This is a genomic window from Flavobacterium sp. 5 (assembly GCF_002813295.1).
GTDB lineage: Bacteria > Bacteroidota > Bacteroidia > Flavobacteriales > Flavobacteriaceae > Flavobacterium.
The window spans coordinates 1,884,919-1,904,870 of the sequence record NZ_PHUE01000001.1 but is presented as its reverse complement, the minus strand read 5'-3'; the positions used below and the strand labels follow the sequence as shown (position 1 = coordinate 1,904,870).

Below are 19,952 nucleotides of genomic sequence, written 5' to 3'. Positions count from 1 at the left end.
TTCCATTTTATCAATAATGCTTTTTTTAAGAGTTAATAAAATTATTGCAGTTGGTGAACGGTTTTGTTACATAGTTTAAAAACAAAAAAACCTCGAGAAGTACAAACCTCCCGAGGAACTTAAAACCAACATAAGTCAGTCTTTAAACTAGATATCCTAACTAATAACCAAATTTTATATAAATAACTAGTATATTTTTTAAACTACTTAACTGAAAATTTAAAAGTAGTTTTTGTTTTATAATTTTCTCCTGGACTTAAAACAGTCGTAGGGAAATCTTTTTGATTTGGTGAATCTGGGTAATGTTGTGTTTCAAGACAAAGACCAGTTCTGTGAGCGTATGTTCCGCCATTTCTCATTGGTAAAGTTCCATCAAGGAAGTTACCTGAATAAAATTGAATACCAGGTTGATCGGTATATACTTCCAATAATCTTCCGCTTGTTGGATTGTACGCTGAAGCAGCAAAACGCATTCCTTTGTTTTGATTGTTCAAAACCCAGCAATGGTCGTAACCCAATCCTTTTTTCAATTGGTCGTCATTAGCATTAATTTCTTTTCCAACTACTTTAGGTTTTCTAAAATCAAATGGTGTATTGGTTACATCTGTCAATTCTCCAGTTGGAATAAGCGTAGCATCTACAGGAACCAATTTATCAGCATCAATAGTGATTTCATCATCTAAAATTGGTTTTGTAAAATCAGATGATAAATTGAAATACGAATGTTGAGTTAAGTTCACAACTGTTTTCTTATCCGTAGTAGCTTCATAAGTCACATCTAATGCATTGTCTTTGTTTAAAGTATATGTAACAAAAACGGTCAGGTTTCCAGGATATCCTTCTTCCATGTCTTTGGCTACGTATTTCAGTTTCAATGTAGCGGTGTCACCACCTTTTACTTCTTCCGCAGTCCAAATTACTCTATGGAATCCTTCTGGTCCTCCATGCAAAGCATTCGGATCATTGTTGATAGCTAACGTGTATTGTTTTCCGTCCAAAGTAAATTTACCCTTAGCAATACGGTTACCATATCTTCCAATCAATGCACCAAAATAGGGATTAGGCTTTTCATATTGTTCCAATGAATTAAAACCAATAACCACTTCTTCCGATTTACCAGCTTTATTAGGCACTTTAAGAGAAGAAATAATACCACCATAAGTGATAATGTTTACTTCCATACCTTTATGATTTTTCAAGGTATATTGGTCAATTTGGTCCCCTTTTTCGGTTTTACCATATTCTTTTTTTGCTATCGATACAGAGTCTGTAGCATTAGCTTCTAAAACAGTTCCAGCTGCTTCCTCTTTTTTCTCTCCTTTGCACTGTACATTCATACTTGCTAAACTTAAAATGGATACTCCATAAATACAACGTTTTACTAAATTCATATATCTTTTTTTTGGGTTAATCTCTTAAACAAAAAACATTTCAATTTACTGCATCAATCTGCCAAAACTATTTTGGGTGTTCACCTATGGGTGGGGCTTTTTGTTTACACTTTTTTATTTGTTCTCGATTTGCCAACGAAACAAATAAAAAAAGCTCAACTATAGACTAATTTCACTGTACTCCTATGAAAATATTATTATAGTGAAGTAATCCCCCACTCGGACGCGTACTAATTTACAAATTTATATTTTCACGCAAATACTGTAGATTTTTTTATTTAATCTGCCAAATCAACAGAATCTGCGTGAAATTGATTTTTAGTTAGCCAACGCTAATTAAAGCCTAGTTTGAAACAAATGGAAATAAGCTTCATTTGCATTGATAGTATCTTTGAAGTTACGGATAGTTGTATTTGTATCAATTACTAATAATTCAATTCCAGCAATATCAGCAAAATCTTCCATAAATTCAGTAGTTACCGCTTGACTGTAAACAGTATGATGAGCACCACCAGCAAGAATCCATGCCGTAGCTGCGATATCTAAGTTTGGTTTACAATCCCACAGCACGCGAGCAACAGGTAATTTTGGCAAATCAGCCATTGGTTTTACAGCAGTCACTTCGTTTACGATTAATCTAAAACGAGTTCCCATGTCTACTAATGAAACATTAATAGCATCACCAGCAGGAGAATTAAATACCAAACGAGCTGGATCTTCTTTACCACCGATTCCTAATGGGTGTACTTCACAAGAAGCTTTTCCATCAGCAATAGAAGGACAAATTTCCAACATGTGTGATCCTAAAACATAAGATTTTTGTGGAGTAAAGTGATATGTGTAATCTTCCATGAAAGAAGTTCCTCCTTCAAGACCAACATTCATTACTTTCAAAGCACGAACCATTGCAGCAGTTTTCCAGTCACCTTCACCACCAAAACCGTAACCGTCAGCCATTAAACGTTGAGTTGCGATTCCAGGAAGCTGTTTCCAAGCACCAAGATTTTCGAAAGTATCTGTGAATGCTCCAAAACCACCTTCTTCCATGAAAGCTCTCAAACCTAATTCGATTTTTGCTGCCTCAACCAAAGAAGATCTTTGTGCACCACCTTCTAAAAGTGATGGAGTTAAAGTATAAGTTGACTCATAAACAGCTAATAAATCAGCCAATTGTTTATCAGTAACTTTTTCAATATGTTTAGTTACATCAGATGAATCATATCCATTGACAGACATTCCGAAACGCAATTGCGCTTCTACTTTATCTCCTTCAGTAACCGCTACTTCACGCATATTGTCTCCAATACGAGCTACTTTTAAGTTTTGCAATTCATTCCAACCAAGAGCAACTCTTGTCCAGTTTCCTAGTTTAGTTAAAACGCGGTCTTCTTGCCAGTGTCCAACAATTACTTTACGTTTTTTACGCATTCTTGACATCATAAAACCAAATTCTCTGTCTCCGTGAGCAGATTGATTCAGGTTCATGAAATCCATATCAATAGTTGCCCATGGAATTTCAGCATTGTATTGTGTATGCAAGTGACATAATGGTTTGTTTAAAATACTCAAACCACCAATCCACATTTTCGCTGGAGAGAAAGTGTGCATCCAAGTGATGATTCCAATACAGTTTTTGTTTGAATTGGCTTCTAAGCACAAATCCAATACTTGTTTAGGAGATTTCAAAGTGTCTTTAGTAACCACTTTTACTGGAATTTGAGAAGCTTCATCAAATCCTTTTCCCATAATTTGAGCGTGTTCTGCTACTTTTAATAATGTTTCTGGTCCGTATAATTCTTGGCTTCCTACTACAAACCAAACTTCTTTTTGAGATATATCTATCATTGTTTATATCGTTTATATGTTTTTTTAATTTTTTTCTGCTTTCTAAAATTACTGTCCGTAATACGAATCTTTTCCGTGTTTGCGTAGGTAATGCTTTTTGATTAAAGAATCTTTCAATCTTGGAGCATTAGGATTGATTTGCAAAGTCAAATAGGCCATTTCAGCAACAACTTCAAGAACTTTAGAGTTGTAAACGGCTTTGGCTGCATTTTTTCCCCAGACAAATGGTCCGTGATTTCCAATCAAAATCATTTCTGTTTCTTCATAAGAAAGTTTTTTTTCATTGAAACAATCCAAAATTTGGATACCCGTATTATGCTCGTAGTTTCCTTCGATTAAGCTGTCATCCATTGGGGCAGCGCAGGGGATATCTGAGGTTAAGTGGTCGGCATGGGTGGTGCCAAAAATCGGAATGTCTCTTTGTGATTGTGACCAAGCCACAGAATAAGTGGCATGAGTATGTGCAACACCGCCAATATTTGGCCAGTTTTTGTATAAATAAGCATGTGTTTTTGTATCTGAAGAAGGGCGTAGGCTTCCTTCAATAACGTTGTTATCAAAATCAACAATTACGATATCCTCAGGTTTTAGGTCTTCATATGGAACACCACTTGGTTTGATGGCGAAAACTCCTTTTTCGCGATCAACGGCACTAACGTTTCCAAAAGTATACACTACCAAATTCAATGCGTTCAATTGCATGTTAGCTTCGTAGCATTCCTGTTTTAAATCTTTATACTGTGACATGTTGTTGTTTTTTTATTGATGGATCGGCATAAGCACTTAATCGATCGTAGGCTAAAAGTAATTTGTTGTATGCGGCAACTTTGTCAAGTTGTGGTGTATATTCACTTTCAAAAGGGCTTCCCATTTTTTGACTCGCTTCTATTACATTTGGATAAATTCCAGCAGCAACCGCTGCATATATAGCAGCTCCCAAAGCAGGTGCTTGATCTGATAAAGCTACTTTGATAGGTTTGTTCAATACATTAGCCAAAGTTTGCATGATGAATGGAGATTTACGAGCTACACCACCAATTCCAATTACGGTATCAATACGTACTCCTTCTTCTTCAAAACGATCTACTATTTTTTTAGAACCAAAACAAATCGCATTTACCAATGATTTGAAAACATGAGGTGCTTTTGTTCCTAATGATAAGTTTGAAATTGCACTTTTAAGTTCTTGATTAGCATCTGGAGTTCGTCGCCCGTTAATCCAGTCTAAAGCGATTGGAATACTTTCAGATAATGGAATTTTCTCTGCTTCAATAGTTAATTCTTTGATTAATTTATCACTGATTTCTGCTTTCAACTGTTCTTTTTGTTCGTCTGTCAATAGGGTAGAACTGGTTACTAAATTTTCAGTTGGCCATAATAATAATTCTTTGTACCAAGCTAATAAATCGCCAAAAGCAGATTGTCCAGCTTCTAACCCGATATAGCCTGGAATTACTGAACCATCAACTTGTCCGCAAATTCCACGAACTGTTTTTGTTCCAATAGATTCTTTAGTATCAACAATAATATCACAAGTTGAGGTTCCCATAACACGAACCAAAGTATGTTCGTCTATTTTTGCACCAACTGCTCCTGAATGTGCATCAAAAGTTCCTACTGCGATAACGGTATCTGTAGTAAGACCTAATCGAGTAGCCCATTCTTGGTTTAAATTACCTGCTACTAAATCAGAAGTATAGGTTTCTTCATATAAGTTGCCACGTAATGCAGCTAGATACGGATCTAATTTTTCTAAAAATTCTACTGGAGGTAATCCGTTCCAGTCTTCGTGCCACATTGCTTTGTGACCCGCTGCACAACGGCTTCTTTTGAAAGTTTTTAAATCTTTATTATCGATTAATAAATATGTCATTAAATCGCAATGTTCCATCCAAGTATGAGCTGCATTTTTGACAGCTTCATCTTCTCTGGCAACATGTAATATTTTTGCCCAAAACCATTCTGATGAATAGATTCCTCCTTCATATTTTGTAAAATCTTCTCCACCCCAGTTGGCTGCCAGTTCGTTGATTTCGTTCGCTTCATTTATGGCAGTATGATCTTTCCATAAAACCATCATGGCATTTGGATTATGCTCAAAACCTTTTACCAATGCCAATGGAGTTCCATCTGCAGCAACTGGTATTGGAGATGAACCTGTAGTGTCGATACAAATACTTCTGATAAGAGAAGGATCTATTTTACTGTTTTCTACAACATATTTTATAGTAGTTTCCAATCCTTCGATATGATCCAATGGATGTTGACGAAACTGATTTATTGATGCATTACAATATTCTTTATTCGCCCATCGCTTGTAGTTACAAACGCTAGATGATAATTCCTGTCCATTCTCAGTGTCTATCAATACGGCACGAACAGAATCTGAGCCATAATCTAATCCAATTACATAATTTTTCATCGCAATTCTTTTTATATAAGTACAAATATAATATTATTATTTAATAAGTGTGTAAAAAACACTTATTTTTTTAAAGTTGCAATTATTTAATTTTTAACTTTAAAATAGTCACTGAATAGGCAGGAAGATTCAAAGCTGCTTTTTCCCCTTTCAAAGTGTATTCGCTTTCTTTTGGACTTAATTTTTTAGGATTAGAGAATGAGTTTTCATCATTTAAATCAGAGCTCGCGAGAGTAATAATTTTACCTTTTGATTCTAATTTTGTTCCTTTTAAATCAATACTAATATCTTGTGCTTTCGCAGAAGTGTTAACCAGTTTTACGATTACTTCTTTAGTATTAGTGTCTTTTACTGCAGATGCAAATAAATCGTTTTGTCCAATAAGTGCTTTTCCATCTTGAGTAATGGCTAATAAATCGGTTCCCTTATTATTGGCAAACATTTTTTGAACATAATAGTTTGGCGTTCCGAACGATTCCAAATTGTTAAACCAAATCATATCGGGTGTCCATTGCCATCCTTCTTCGTGAGCAAATAAAGGCGCATACGAAGTAAGATGTACTACTTCGGCATTACGTTCCATACCTGTCATAAAAGCCGCTTCAGAGAAAGCACATTCCCAATTGTTTTTGTTCTCTGGGCTTGCTATAGCTACACTTTGTGCTGCATATTCACCAGCGAAAATTTTAGGTCCTTTACGATCGTAGTTGTCATAACGAGTAACATTTTTACGGAACCATTCAGGTGATTTGTAATAGTGTTCATCAACAATTTCGGCATTTAATTTTTTTAATTCGGTTTGAGCATACTCAAAATAATCTCCTTCTGGAAATGGCCCGCTGCCTGAAACGATTGTGATGTTTGGATATTTCGACTTGATTGCTTTTTCAAAAACTTTGAAACGCTCAATATAATCTGGTCCCCATTGTTCGTTACCCACTCCAATAAATTTCAGGTTGAATGGTTTTGGGTGTCCCATATCAGAACGTACTTTCCCCCAAGGAGTATCAGTGCCTCCGTTTGCAAATTCAATCAAATCGATAGCATCTTGTACATAAGGATCTAATTTGTCCATCGGAACTAATTCACCTGTATTGAATTGACAAGCCATACCACAACTTAAGATAGGAAGGGGAGAAGCTCCAATGTCTTCAGATAATTGGAAGTATTCAAAAAATCCTAAACCAAAAGATTGAAAATAATCAGGAGTTGGTTTGTGTTCAAACTCAGTATTCCAACGGTTGATTAAGATTTCTCTGTCTTCTACTGCACCAACTGATTTTTTCCATTGATAGCGTTGTGCCAAAGTTCTTCCTTCAACAATACATCCGCCAGGGAAACGTAAAAAACCAGGCTGCATATCGTATAATAACTGAACTAAATCTTTACGCATACCATTTTTTCTGCCTTTCCAAGTGTCTTCTGGAAACATAGAAATCATATCTAAATCAATTACCCCAGTTCCTTCAAAAGTAAAACGCAATTTTGCTTTCGCTTCAGTAGCATTTGAAGTTAATTGAGTAGTGTATTCTTTCCAACTATTTCCTGAAACAGCAATACTACTTTCGCCCAGAACTTTATTGTCTTTATCTATTAATTGAACAATAATTTTAGAAATAGTTCCTGATTGATTGGCAGCTTTTAAAGTCAAATTGTATTTTGCGCCACTTTTAACCCCCATTCCTCTGAAACCTTCATTGATGATTTCATAACCTTTAGCATCTTTAACGGTTACTCGACAGTAGTTATGGTTGGTTCCTTTTTGAGAAAATTGAACAGGAACTGCTATTCCGGATTCAGTATTGTAATTATGTTTGTCACTTTTTGGTTGTTTCCAGCCCATTAAACGATCATCGAATTCGAAAGAACGGTTTTTTACCATTTCAGCATATAAACCACCATCGGCAGCAAAGTTGATGTCTTCAAAAAACACACCGTACATTGTAGGCTCAATTTTAGTAATTGTTTTGCTAGTATTTACTTCTAGTTTGGATTGTGCTTGACTGTATAATCCGTTTAGCAAAAAACCGCAAAGGGTAATTTTGGTGATTAAATTCGGTTTCATTTTTGTATTAGTTTAAGGTTTAAAGTTTAAAGTTGTTGTGATGAACTTTAAACTAATTTTATTTTATATCTGCTAAGAAATTTAGCTTCTCAGTAACTACTTTAAATCTATCCAAACTTTCATTTTTCCAACGCCTCTGTTAGACCATGAGTAATATGGAATCGCTTTAAATTTCTCTGTTTGAATAGTATTTACGCCTTCTAAAAGGTTTGCTTCTTTAGTAACTTTGAATTTGTCATTAGCATTAATGGTGATTTTGTCAAAGTCGGTTGGATTGTCAATTCCTTCAATGGCGTATACAATTGGTCCGTATTCTAAAGCTACTTTTCCATTGTTTCCTTCTACTTTAGCATTTGTCACTACTTCTTTTACTTCCATTGGGAAATCTAGTTTGATAGTTTCGCCTTTTTTCCATTTTTTAGTAATGGTGATATAGCCGTTGTCTTGTTTTTCTTCAAAAGGTTTTCCATCAATAGTTACGGTAACTTTTGAAGTTGAAGTAGTTTTATAACTGTATAAATCTCCTGGCAAAACTTCATTTCTAGCCCAACCTGGAATTCTTAATTTGATAGTGAATTCGGCTTCTTTTTTAGGAGAAACTGTTACAGCTACTTTACCATCCCAAGGATAATTGGTTTGTTGAGCAATTTCAAGTTCTGTTTTATCTAAAGAGACTTTTGCATTGTTTGATGCATATAAGTTTACATAAAGAACATTTTTGCTGGTAGAATAAATCAACCCAGGAATAGATGGTATAAATCGAATTAGATTTGTTGGACAACAAGAGCAATCAAACCACGATTGGCGAGTACAAGAGCCACGATTGGATTGGAATACACCATCTGACTCTAAAGCATTTGGATAGAAGAATTTTTCTCCGTCCAATGATAAACCAGAAATTAATCCATTGTACATGCTACGTTCGATAACATCAAAATATTTTACATCTCCTGATAAATTAAATAAGCGGTGATTCCAATACACATCGCCAATAGCAGCACAAGTTTCATTGTAAGCTGTAAGATTTGGTAATTCATAATTGTCACCAAAAGCCTCTCCGTCATGTCTTGCACCAATACCGCCCGTGATGTACATTTTTTTGTTGGCCATATTGGACCACAAATTATTCACAGCATTTAGGTAGTCTTTGTCATTATAAATAGCAGCAATATCCGTCATTCCTGCATACATGTAAACAGCTCTCACTGCATGACCTACAGCTTCTTTTTGTTGAATAATCGGAATGTCGTCTTGAGCATAAGTTCCGTATAATTTATGGTTTTTTGGATTTCCTCGGTTATCTAAAAAGTATTTGGCAAGAGTTAAGTATTGTTTATCACCCGTAATTTGATATAGTTGTACGAGTCCAGTTTCTACTATTTGATGACCTGGAACACCATGGACTTGGTTTGGTTTATCACCAAAAGTAAATATCAGTAAATTAGCATTTTTGATAGCAATATCTAAGAAGTTTTTCTTTCCAGTAGCTTTATAATGAACAACTGCAGCTTCAATCAAGTGACCTGAATTGTATAGTTCGTGACTAATTTGTAAAGATTCCCAACGTTTTCCTTCAATAACAGGAACCCAAGTACATGGTGGTTTTGCTGGATTAATAGTACGCCAAGTAGTTAAATATCCATCTTTTTCCTGTCCCACTTTTATAATATCAATTAGTTTGTCTAACAATTGTTCCAATTTTGGGTTAGGTTCACTTATCAATGTATTAGAAGCGCCTTCAATGATTTTATAAACATCAGTATCATCAAAAGGCATTTGACCTTTTACTTCTCCTTTCATTTTTCCACCGGCAATCAAAAAATTGTCCATACGACCTTCTTCTTCACATTTGTGAATAGCATATTCGATGGTTTTTTCCTGAACTTTTTTGATGATAGGTAACCAAAAGGCGTCAGTTATTTTGACATCCTGAATGTTGACAGGGGAGATGTTATATCCCAAGTTTTTGTTAGCACTTTTCTGCGCATTTGCTGTGGCTGAAATGCTTAAAATGGCAATCAGAGAAAGAGCTTTGTTTCTTAAATTAAAAATCTTCATAATTCGGTTTTAACTTTACAAGGTGCAATATAAAAAAAATAAGTGTAAAAAATACATTTTTAAAATAATTCTATTTTTTTTACAATTTTGGCCATAAATCACTATCCCATTGTAATTGCTTTATCTGTAATATTGGTCTGCCATTTTGTTTGGCGCTATAGGCATGATAAATGATATAGTCTTTGCCGTCAAAGGTATAAGTGCTGTTGTGCCCCGCTCCAAACCAATCTTGGTCACCTTGAATTAATAAAGTTCCTCCACCTTCGGTCAGTAATTTTCCTTCTTTGTCTACATATGGACCAGTAATGGTTTTTGATCTTCCAACGACTACTTTATAGGTACTATCTTTTCCTCGGCAACACAAATCCCAAGAAAGGAATTGATAGTAATATCCATTTTTTTTGAATATAAAAGGAGCTTCAAGTGCACCATCACCAGGGTCAGCATCTGCTAATTCAAAAGTTCTTTTGCGTTTAGCAATAGTGTGCCATTCTTGAGGTTGTGCAATTGATTTTAAATCAGGATTTAATTTGACCATTTTTAGTCCTTCCCAAAAAGAACCAAAAGATAGCCAAGGTGTATTGTTTTCGTCAAAAGTTAAATTAGGATCGATAGCATTCCAAAGATCTCTGTTGGGAATGGATTGAATAACGATTCCCTGATCTACCCATTTGTAAGCAGGGTCTTTTGGGTCTAAAGTTGTATTGGTGGTAACTCCAATTGCCGAAGTGTTTTTGGCGAAAGCCGAAACCGAATAGTACAAATAGTAGACGTTATTGTGAAATGAAATGTCTGGTGCCCAAATATGATTTTTAAAATCGGGCACTACAGTATCAACCCAAACCGGTTTTTCTTTGAATATAGCAGGTTCATTTTTCCAGATTTTTAAATCTTTAGAACTAAAAACACTTATGCCTTCGCCTGTGCAATATAAATAGTATGTATCTTTTTGTTTTATCATTACCGGATCATGAACAGTAATATCCTGAGCCAATGCTGATGAACCAATTAAGGCAATTAAGAAAAAGAAAAGCGGTTTTATTTTGGTATATGATTTCATGGTATGTTTTTTTATTCTTTGAACTTTCTGAAATCTGTGGCTATTCAGTTATTCCTTCTGTTGTCATAATTACCCTTTTCATAGAGCCATCTTTATTGTAATACAAGCGATCTACACAAACAGATCTTCTAAAACTACCTCCATTAGGTTGAGTTGCTCCATTATGATAAATAAAATATGATTTTCCTTTGAACTCAATTATAGACTGATGATTGGTATTTGAATTTCCTGCCAGTTCATTCAAAATTCCTTTGTATTCCCAAGGACCATTGATTGATTTACTCATAGCGTAGGCAATTTTTTCAGGAAACTGATAAGCATAAGATAAGTAATACCAATTGTTGTGTTTGTGAATCCAAGGGGCTTCAGTAAAGTTTGGTAAATCTATAGTTTGGATTGGTCCGTCAAGTTCGGTCATGTTTGCTTTTAATTTAGCATAGTGACATACGGTATTTCCCCAAAAGAGGTAGGCTTGTCCATCATTGTCAATGATTACTGATGGATCGATATCATCCCAAGTGATACTGGTTTTAGTAGTCATATCATTAGTAATTAATGCCTTTCCTAAAGCATCTTTAAAAGGTCCTGTAGGACTATCAGAAACCGCTACTCCTATTGCTTTTCCATTGACAGTTCCATGTTCTACGGCCACATACCAAAAAAACTTTCCATTTCTTTCAATAACCTGCGAAGCCCAAGCATCGCCTTTTGCCCATGCAAAATCAGATGCTTTTAAAGGTACAGGGTGTTCTTGCCAATGAATCATGTCAGAGGTAGAATAGACCAACCATTCGTTCATCTTATAAAAGTTAAAATCATTTGGGGCTTCATCATGACCCGCATAGAGATATACTTTGTCTTTGTAAACCAATGCAGCGGGATCTCCAGTGTATTTGTCTTTTATAATCGGATTATTGACAACAGGTGTTGTAGTTGTTTTTTTCTGTGTATTATCTTGTGCCAATGTTTTGGTGGTAGTCATTAGAACAAGAGCAATAAATGGTATAAAAAGGTTTTTCATTATCGTTTGATTTTATGAAGTCTTAATTTGTTGAAACACAAAACCCTTTTCTAAAATTTAAAAAAGGGTTTGAGTATTAAAATTTTAATTTGTTTTTTTGCCCCATACTGGTATTCCTGCTGCGGTAAGCCCAGAATAAGTTATGGTTACTTTACGAGTTGCTTTTTCCCAGTCCCAAGCATCGCTTACTTTGCATTTTACACCATTTACGGTTAATGTTTTATTGGTACTGTCATATGACCAAGTGCCAGAAGCACCTCCACTTACTTTGTTATCTGCAGTTAAGAGTATAGTTGTAGATTTTTGAATAACACCATATTGGTAATTCATTGTAATTTGTTCCCAACTTCCAATAAAAGAAGCCGCTGTAATGGTTGTGGTTGGCACACCAGCATATCTTTCAGGATCAACAACTGGCCAGCCGTCTTCGTTCCACTTTATAGCGCGAACATGTCCCATCATAATAGCATTTGATGCATTAATACCAGCTACATCTTTTGGTAAACGTGCTTGCGAAGCATAAAACCACTCTTTTGTTTCAGGATTTTGAAAAACGGAACAGTGTGAAAACCCTACCCAACCAGTGTGACCATTAAAACCATAAGGATGTGTAAGCATTGGCCAACAATCAGCTCCATTGGTTATATTAGCTCCATCGATTCCCATAAAAGGTCCTGTAATACTTTTGGAACGACAAACCCTAGTATTGTAAGGCACTTCTAAACCATCATAAGCCATAAATAGGTAATAGTATTGAGTATCTGGATTGTATATGATTTCTGGTCCTTCAGAAGCTTGCCAACGACTAGAAGGATGTCTTGATGCTATGCGAGTTCCATAGTCGCTTAATGTTTTCAATTGATCTGGTTTTCCAGTTGTTGCATTCAATTTTAAAGCTGCTATTCCTGAATGCCAAGAGCCATAAATTAAATAATGTTCACCTTCGGGAGTAATAACCATTGTTGGGTCAATAGCATTGAATTTGAAATAGGCATCTTCCCAGTTTCTAGAACCTGTAAAAGAATAAGGCTTTAATCCATCTGGTTCAGAGCAAACTACCATTCCTTTATCTATCCAAGCATTTGTTGCCAAATCATCTGATTCAGCCAGTCCAATAAAAGCTCTTTCAGCCCAAGCATTGTCAAAAGTGCCAGCTATTGGATTATTAACAACAATACTGTAATACATGCGGTATTTATTACCCACTTTAGTAATATAAGGTGCCCAAAATCCGTAGTTAGGATTTTCAATTGCTGGTAATGCAGGAGACATTCGGCCTCTTTTATTGTTCAATGAATCTTTTACCCAAGCAGGAACGGTTGCCATAGCCGACCCCATATATTCCCAAGTTACAAGGTCTTTAGAACGTCTGTATGGGTAGTGCCCGTGACCGTCATGTGCATTTCCATACGAAGCATCAGTTTGGTACATGTAATAGTATTCTCCACATTTTGTAACTGATGGATCGTGTACGTTGGCTAAATTCCATTTCGACCTATCATTCCATGAAGAAATCGAGGAATAGTTGTCTGCATAAGTAGGTCCTGGAAAAGCAGGTGGTACTACAACTGGTGGTACAACAACTACTGGCGGAGTTGTTTCTTTCGTTGGGTCATCGCTTGAGCAACTTGTTGTAAACAAAACAACTGCAAATAATCCTAAGCAGAAGAGTTTTTTTACAATAAAATTCGACTTCTTCATAATCATTTATGTTTTATTTTCCTTCTAAGACCACTACGGAGTAAGGAGGAAGTGTGATTTCTAATTTACCTGCTTTGTTTTCAAACCCTTTAAAAGCTACAGGTTTTATTTTGTCTGGATTATCAAATGAATTATAATCTTGTAATTTTGAAGATGAAATAATCATTCCAGTGAAATTTTTAACTCCAAGATCTTTTACGTCAATTTCTATTTTGTTTGTTTTTTTTGCATCAATATTAACTAATGAAATATGAATAGCTCCGTTTGTATCTTTTGAAGCTGATGCGGAAATAGCGGGAAGTGATTCTCCATTAAAACTATATAGAGGTGAATTAAAACTTATTGGTAATAATTTGGCATCTTGATGTACAGCATACATTTGCATTACATAGTAAGTTGGTGTCAAAATCATTTTAGCTTTATCAGTAAGAATCACTGACTGTAAAACATTTACGCATTGTGCTAGGTTTGCCATACGAACTCTTTCAGCATGGTTATTGAATATGTTTAAAGTTGCTCCAGCCAAAACAGCATCTCTGATAGTATTTTGTTGGTATAAAAACCCTGGATTTGTACCTTTTTCTACTTCGTACCATGCTCCCCATTCATCAACAATCATAGCTACTTTTTTCTCAGGATCATATTTGTCCATGATAGCAGAATGTTTGGTAACTAATTCTTCCATTTTTAAAGCCGATTTCATGGTATGAAAATAACCATCTTCTGAAAATTCAGTTGCATCACCTTTTTTCGCCCAATCAATTACGGCGTAATGATGAACTCCAACGCCACCTAACATATTTAGCGGTATATTTTTCATTAAGACTTCTGTCCAATGGTAATCGTCACTATTTGAACCTGATGCAATACGGGTAATTCCACCTGTATTTCCCCAATCTGACATAAATGTTGCATATTTACGATATTGATCAGCGTAATATTCTGCAGTCATATTTCCTCCACATCCCCAAGCTTCGTTTCCTACTCCCCAAAATTTTACTTTCCAAGGTTCGGCTTTTCCATTTTTCTTACGCAAATCACTCATTGGACTTTTACCTCCAAAATTGGTATATTGAACCCAATCTGCCAGTTCTTGTACAGTTCCACTTCCTACATTTCCAGAAAGATAAGGCTCTGCACCAAGTTCTTGACATAAGTTTAAAAAGTCATGAGTTCCAAAACTATTGTCTTCAGTAGTTCCTCCCCACCATTGATTTACAATTGTTGGTCTGTTTTCTTTTGGACCAATACCATCTTTCCAGTGGTATGTGTCTGCAAAACATCCTCCTGGCCAACGTAGATTTGGGATTTTTAATTTTTTTAGAGCATCAATAATGTCGTTACGAACTCCAGCCGTATTTGGTATTTTAGAAGTATCGCCCACAAAAAAACCTCCATATATGCATCTTCCTAAATGTTCAGCAAAGTGACCATATATGTTTTTGTTGATAGTTGGAGCATTTGCTGTATTTTTTAATGTAAGTATTGTAGTTTCTTTTTGTGCAAAACTGGTTTGACTGCAAAAAGCTAAAACCAATAATAATAGGATTGTCTTTTTCATGGTGATTTTATTTTATAAAATCATATGGCATCCTTTTGGAGGTTACCATATGATTTTAAGACTTAACTAAACTAACTCAAATAAATATTTTTAGTACCCTTCATTTTGGATGGTACCTATATTGTAATCTTTTTCTTTTTGTGGAATTGGAAAATACTCTCTACCTTTTATATATGAATTGAACTCATCATCTCTAGACTTCAACCATGCTAATTTTGTAGGGTTTTCAAGCCAGCCCCAACGGCGAATATCATCAAAACGGTGGCCTTCAAGAGCAAATTCTAAGAAACGTTCGTGAGCTATTTGGTCTCTCATTTGATCTTGCGTCATTCCTGGTTTTGCAATGCTCAGGTCTGGTAATTGTGCACGATCTCTTACCATCTGAATGTAAGAGTAAGCGCCGGATGTATTGCCAGTTTCGTTTAAACACTCTGCGTACATAAGTAAAATGTCTGAATAGCGCAATAACCTTTCGTTAATTCCAGATTTCCATCCAAATTCATCTGATTTGGTTTCCGAGTTTTCATATTTATTACAATAAATATCATTTAAATCACCAGGACTGGCTGCGTAATAAGTTGCAAAGTCGTGGCCGTACAAAGTAACACCTCCAGGTTTGTTGTACATTACTGTAGCAATAAGACGTGGATCCACTTCGTTTGAAACTGTTTTTTCAATGTGGAAATCATCGAATAAAGTACGAGTAGGTTGTACATCTCTCCAGCCAAAGCCTCTAGGGCCATAAGTAACTGCTCTTGCAGTTGCTTGATTCCAAGTAGTATTTGGAACTCCTCCTTGAGGATAAATCCATGTTCCGCCCAAAGAGGAATCAAATTGAACTTCAAATAATGATTCATCATTGTTTTCTTTTGCCTCAGTGAAATTATCACGGTAGTTTGGCATTAGTGAGTAGTGTCCTAAATCGATTACCTTTTTGAATGCTACTTTAGCATTTTCAAAATCTTTGGTAAACAAATAAGCCTTGCCAAGGTACCCAAGAGCGGCTCCTTTTGTTGCACGACCTTTTACTCCCGCATCTAACCCTGTTACTCCGTCGTATGAAACTGGTAGTAATTCAGCCGCTGCTGTAAAATCAGCAATTACTTGTGCCCAGCCTTCAGCATTTGATTTTTGTGCATAAAAAGCGGCAGGTTCTGTGGGAACAGGGACGTTTTTGAACATATTTACTGCATGAAATAGATATAATCCTCTCAAAAAATAAGCTTGTCCTAGTATTCTATTTTTAAGTTGTGAGTCAGCCATGTCGATGTTAGGGACTCTGGAAAGCACTTGATTCGCACGATTAATACCTATAAAATAGGTTTCATAAGCCCATCCGTAAATATCAAAATTGTAAACGTCACTATTAAATTTACCTACATTTAACATAGCGCCCCAAGGGCTATTACTGTGTGAATCATCTGCTTTAAGATCTAAACATAATGGTGTACTTCGTTGGTATGCACCATCTGTAACCAAGGCAGCATAGGTTGCATTTAACCCTTGCATTGCGTCGTCATCTGTTTTCCAAAATGAACCCGTAGTTTCTAAATTAGGGTCGGTTTGTACTAAATCTTCATCTTGTACACAACTCGTAGTCAACACAGAAAGTGAAAAGAACAGAGCAGTGTAGCTTAATATATTATATTTCATCTTGTTATCTTTTATTTATTAAATGTATTAAAATTCAATCTCTACACCCATTGTAATCGTTCTAGGGTTAGGGAATGAGCCTCCTTCGTAGGCTCTAGAAAATAGCCCATCACTTATAAAATCTGGATCATTACCAGTATATTTTGTAAAGGTTAATAGATTTTGCCCGCTAAGGAAAAGTCTAGCTTTGTTAATAAATTTAGTATTTGTCACAGGAATATTATAGCCTATTTGAGAGTTTTGCAATTTTATATAATCACCACTTTCAATAAATCGGTCTGAATCTCTACCATTAGAATTTGGATCACCAATTATAGGTCTAGGAACATTGGTATTTGTGTTTGTTGGTGTCCAAAAATTTAGCATATCAGTACTAGCATTAGAGTATTGTCCTGCCATTAAGTCGCGATAAGTTGAATTAAATATTTTATTACCTGCGTTACCTTGGAAAAATATTGAAAAATCGAAATTTTTATAAGAACAACTTAAGTTCAAACCGTAATTGTATTTTGGAATAGCCGATCCTTGAAAAGTTCTATCTTCATTTGTTATTTTTCCATCTCCATCTACATCTCTAAATTTAATATCTCCAGCCCTAGCATTGCTTTGTGCAGGAGAGGAGGCAACTTCTGCATCACTCTGAAAAATACCAATAGTTTCAAACGCATATAATTCTCCGATTGATCTACCTACTACTGTTTTTGATGCAGCTCCATAAATAGGGTCGTTATTTCGGTTTAATTCTAGGACTTCATTTTTAAGTGTAGATAAATTACCAGAAATATTATACTTGAATGCATGGTCATTATTTCCATAAGACAAAGTGAATTCTAATCCAGAATTTTTGACTTTTGCAACGTTAGTTGTAATAAAAGCTGGAAAAGATCCTGATGATAAAGGTGTTGGTCCATCTGCTAAAAGATCAGATGTTATCTTTTCATAATATTCTCCTGTGAATTGTAATTTATTATCAAACAATCCTAATTCTAAAGCTACTGAACTAGATTTGGAAGTTTCCCATTTTAGATTTGGATCCTTTGCTGATACAACAGCTGTTCCTGGAGCTGTAGTAGAAACCCCTTCATTATTTGTGAAACTATAGTTAATATAAGGATTTACAGTTTCGGCATAGCTATATGGCTGTAGTGTATTGTTTCCTAATATTCCATAGCCTCCTCTAAACTTAATTAAATTTACCCAAGTAGGAAGTGTTAGGAATTTCTCATTACTTAGCTTCCAACCTGCTGAGAATGAATATGCATTAGAGGTATTGTTTTTTTCAGTAAAAAGAGACGATTTATCTTGTCTAAAATTACCTTGAACAAAGTAACGATCATCGTAGTTATAGTTTATTCTACTGATGAATGATTTTGCTGTTACTCTTGACTGATATTCACGTGTAGTTATTTTATCAGCATTTTCTATATGGATAATTTCTCCAGTTTGAAAACCTAAGCCATTTGACATATGATTATAATGATTAAAATTTTCATTAGTGGTACCCGCTAAAATTTCAATTTTATGTTTATCAACATTTAGATCATATGTTAATGTATTGTCCAAGAATGTTCTAGTTTCACTTCCATTACTAGCGTCAAGAGTTGATTTTTCTTCGTTTACAACAAAATACCAGCCTAAATCACTTGGCGGATTATAATATCTGTTTTTGAAATCTAATCGATCTGCACTAACATTTATTTTGTATTTTAAGCCTTTAACAATTTCTAGTTGTGCCCATACATTCCCAACAAAACGATTTCTTCTAGTTTCATTTTGTACTAGATTATTAAAACCTATTACATTTAAAGATATAGCTCTTTGCGTAACAGCGTCTGCACCTCCATAACCTCCAAGTCTATTAGCGTCATATACTGGAATAGTTGGGATAGCTGTTAGTAAACCAGATATTGCTGTACCAAAATAAGTGTTGAAATTTTCTTTGTCTGATTGTGTGTAGCTTATTTTTGTTCCGTATTTAAATTTTCCTTTAGTACCTGTTAAATTCAAATTATAGGCGTATCTCTCATATTGTTGAGGTGTCTTAAGATAGCTGTCGTTGTTGAAATAATCTAAATTCATATTGTATGAAAGTGATTCTGATCCTCCTGAAATACCTAGCGAATGGTTTTGAATAACGCCTGTGTCGTAAGCTTCTTTTTGCCAGTCTGTATTTACATTGGAAATGTAATATGGACTATTTGGGTTATTACCTGGTGCGATGTCTATTGCCTCGTTATTTTGAAGATTTTTATTTTTTTCAGCTTCATTTGCAATAGTTTGATATCCAACTCTGTCGGTTAGTGACCATCTTTTAGCTACATTTTGCATACTCAATGTAGATTTGTATTTGATGATCATTGATCCCGCTTTTCCTTTTTTGGTAGTAATAATAACTACTCCATTTGCACCACGAACTCCATAAATAGCAGCTGTTGCCGCATCTTTTAATACTTGCATAGATTCAATATCACCTGTTGCAAAGTCATAAGGACTATCTAGAATTACTCCATCAATAACCCAAAGAGGGTTGTTGTTTGTAAACGATCCAATTCCTCTAATTTTAATATTTACGAATCCTCCCGGTTCTCCTGAAGATTGCACTGTTACACCAGCTACTTGACCTTGTAGAACTTTGGCAGCGTCATAGGCGATCACTTTTTTAGCACTTTCCATGTTTACTATACCAACTGCTCCAGTAATATCAGCTTTCTTTTGTGATCCATATCCAATTACTACAATTTCATTCAGCTTATTAGAACTGTCTTTCATTGCGAAATTAATTTTTGTACGATTAGAAATAGTAATTTCTTGATTGTCATATCCTACATAAGATAATACAAGTACATCTGTAGGTTTGGCATTGATAGAATAGTTTCCGTCAAAATCTGTTGAAGATCCTGAAGTTGATCCTTTTACCAAAATATTAACTCCTGGTAGTGGTAAGCCGTCTTTTTCTGATGTAATTTTTCCTGATACTGTATTGCTCTGTTGAGCCGATACAGTATAAGCACTAATGAGCATAAGTAATAATGCTATTAGCCATTCTTTTTTAGGCAATAAAAAATTGCAATAAAAAAATAATCTGTGGTTTGTTGTCATACTGATTGCATTTTGGTTAATTATAAGTGTAGTTTTTACATTTGTAAATTTAAATAAAAAAAAAGCATAAAAACAA

At 35.1% G+C, this 19,952-nt stretch carries 12 protein-coding genes; all 12 read right to left on the bottom strand.

Annotated features, from left to right (window positions below; translation table 11 throughout):
- Window positions 1-203 precede the first annotated feature (203 nt).
- Entirely contained in the window at window positions 204-1,391 is a 1,188-nt protein-coding gene (locus tag CLU82_RS07750) for an aldose epimerase family protein (RefSeq protein ID WP_100842548.1), read from the bottom strand.
- Window positions 1,392-1,727: 336 nt separating this feature from the next.
- Window positions 1,728-3,236, bottom strand: coding sequence for an L-arabinose isomerase (gene araA, locus CLU82_RS07745; RefSeq protein ID WP_100842547.1), 1,509 nt, complete (start codon window positions 3,234-3,236; stop codon window positions 1,728-1,730).
- A gap of 48 nt (window positions 3,237-3,284) precedes the next feature.
- Complete coding sequence (locus CLU82_RS07740) at window positions 3,285-3,983, bottom strand: L-ribulose-5-phosphate 4-epimerase (protein ID WP_100842546.1); 699 nt, start codon at window positions 3,981-3,983, stop codon at window positions 3,285-3,287.
- Window positions 3,970-5,658, bottom strand: a complete 1,689-nt coding sequence (locus tag CLU82_RS07735; RefSeq protein ID WP_100842545.1) for a ribulokinase — start codon at window positions 5,656-5,658, stop codon at window positions 3,970-3,972. Before CLU82_RS07735 ends, CLU82_RS07740 begins: the two co-directional genes overlap by 14 nt.
- Before the next feature lie 82 nt (window positions 5,659-5,740).
- Window positions 5,741-7,723, bottom strand: a complete 1,983-nt coding sequence (locus tag CLU82_RS07730) for an alpha-L-arabinofuranosidase C-terminal domain-containing protein (RefSeq protein ID WP_100842544.1) — start codon at window positions 7,721-7,723, stop codon at window positions 5,741-5,743.
- Between the two features lie 96 nt (window positions 7,724-7,819).
- On the bottom strand, window positions 7,820-9,781 hold the full coding sequence (locus CLU82_RS07725) for a glycoside hydrolase family 127 protein (RefSeq protein ID WP_100842543.1): 1,962 nt from the start codon (window positions 9,779-9,781) through the stop codon (window positions 7,820-7,822).
- A 79-nt stretch (window positions 9,782-9,860) separates the two neighbouring features.
- Complete coding sequence (locus tag CLU82_RS07720; protein WP_100842542.1) at window positions 9,861-10,841, bottom strand: arabinan endo-1,5-alpha-L-arabinosidase; 981 nt, start codon at window positions 10,839-10,841, stop codon at window positions 9,861-9,863.
- Window positions 10,842-10,881: 40 nt separating this feature from the next.
- Window positions 10,882-11,862 (bottom strand): glycoside hydrolase family 43 protein, encoded by a 981-nt coding sequence (locus CLU82_RS07715; RefSeq protein WP_100842541.1) that lies wholly within the window; start codon window positions 11,860-11,862, stop codon window positions 10,882-10,884.
- 84 nt (window positions 11,863-11,946) lie between these two features.
- Window positions 11,947-13,563, bottom strand: coding sequence for an arabinan endo-1,5-alpha-L-arabinosidase (locus CLU82_RS07710; RefSeq protein ID WP_100842540.1), 1,617 nt, complete (start codon window positions 13,561-13,563; stop codon window positions 11,947-11,949).
- A gap of 13 nt (window positions 13,564-13,576) precedes the next feature.
- The gene (locus tag CLU82_RS07705) at window positions 13,577-15,124 is read right to left on the bottom strand and encodes an alpha-N-arabinofuranosidase (RefSeq protein ID WP_100842539.1); all 1,548 of its coding nucleotides are present in this window, start codon (window positions 15,122-15,124) and stop codon (window positions 13,577-13,579) included.
- 90 nt (window positions 15,125-15,214) lie between these two features.
- Window positions 15,215-16,777, bottom strand: a complete 1,563-nt coding sequence (locus tag CLU82_RS07700) for a RagB/SusD family nutrient uptake outer membrane protein (protein WP_100842538.1) — start codon at window positions 16,775-16,777, stop codon at window positions 15,215-15,217.
- A 27-nt stretch (window positions 16,778-16,804) separates the two neighbouring features.
- Window positions 16,805-19,876 (bottom strand): TonB-dependent receptor, encoded by a 3,072-nt coding sequence (locus CLU82_RS07695; RefSeq protein ID WP_100842537.1) that lies wholly within the window; start codon window positions 19,874-19,876, stop codon window positions 16,805-16,807.
- Window positions 19,877-19,952 lie beyond the last annotated feature (76 nt).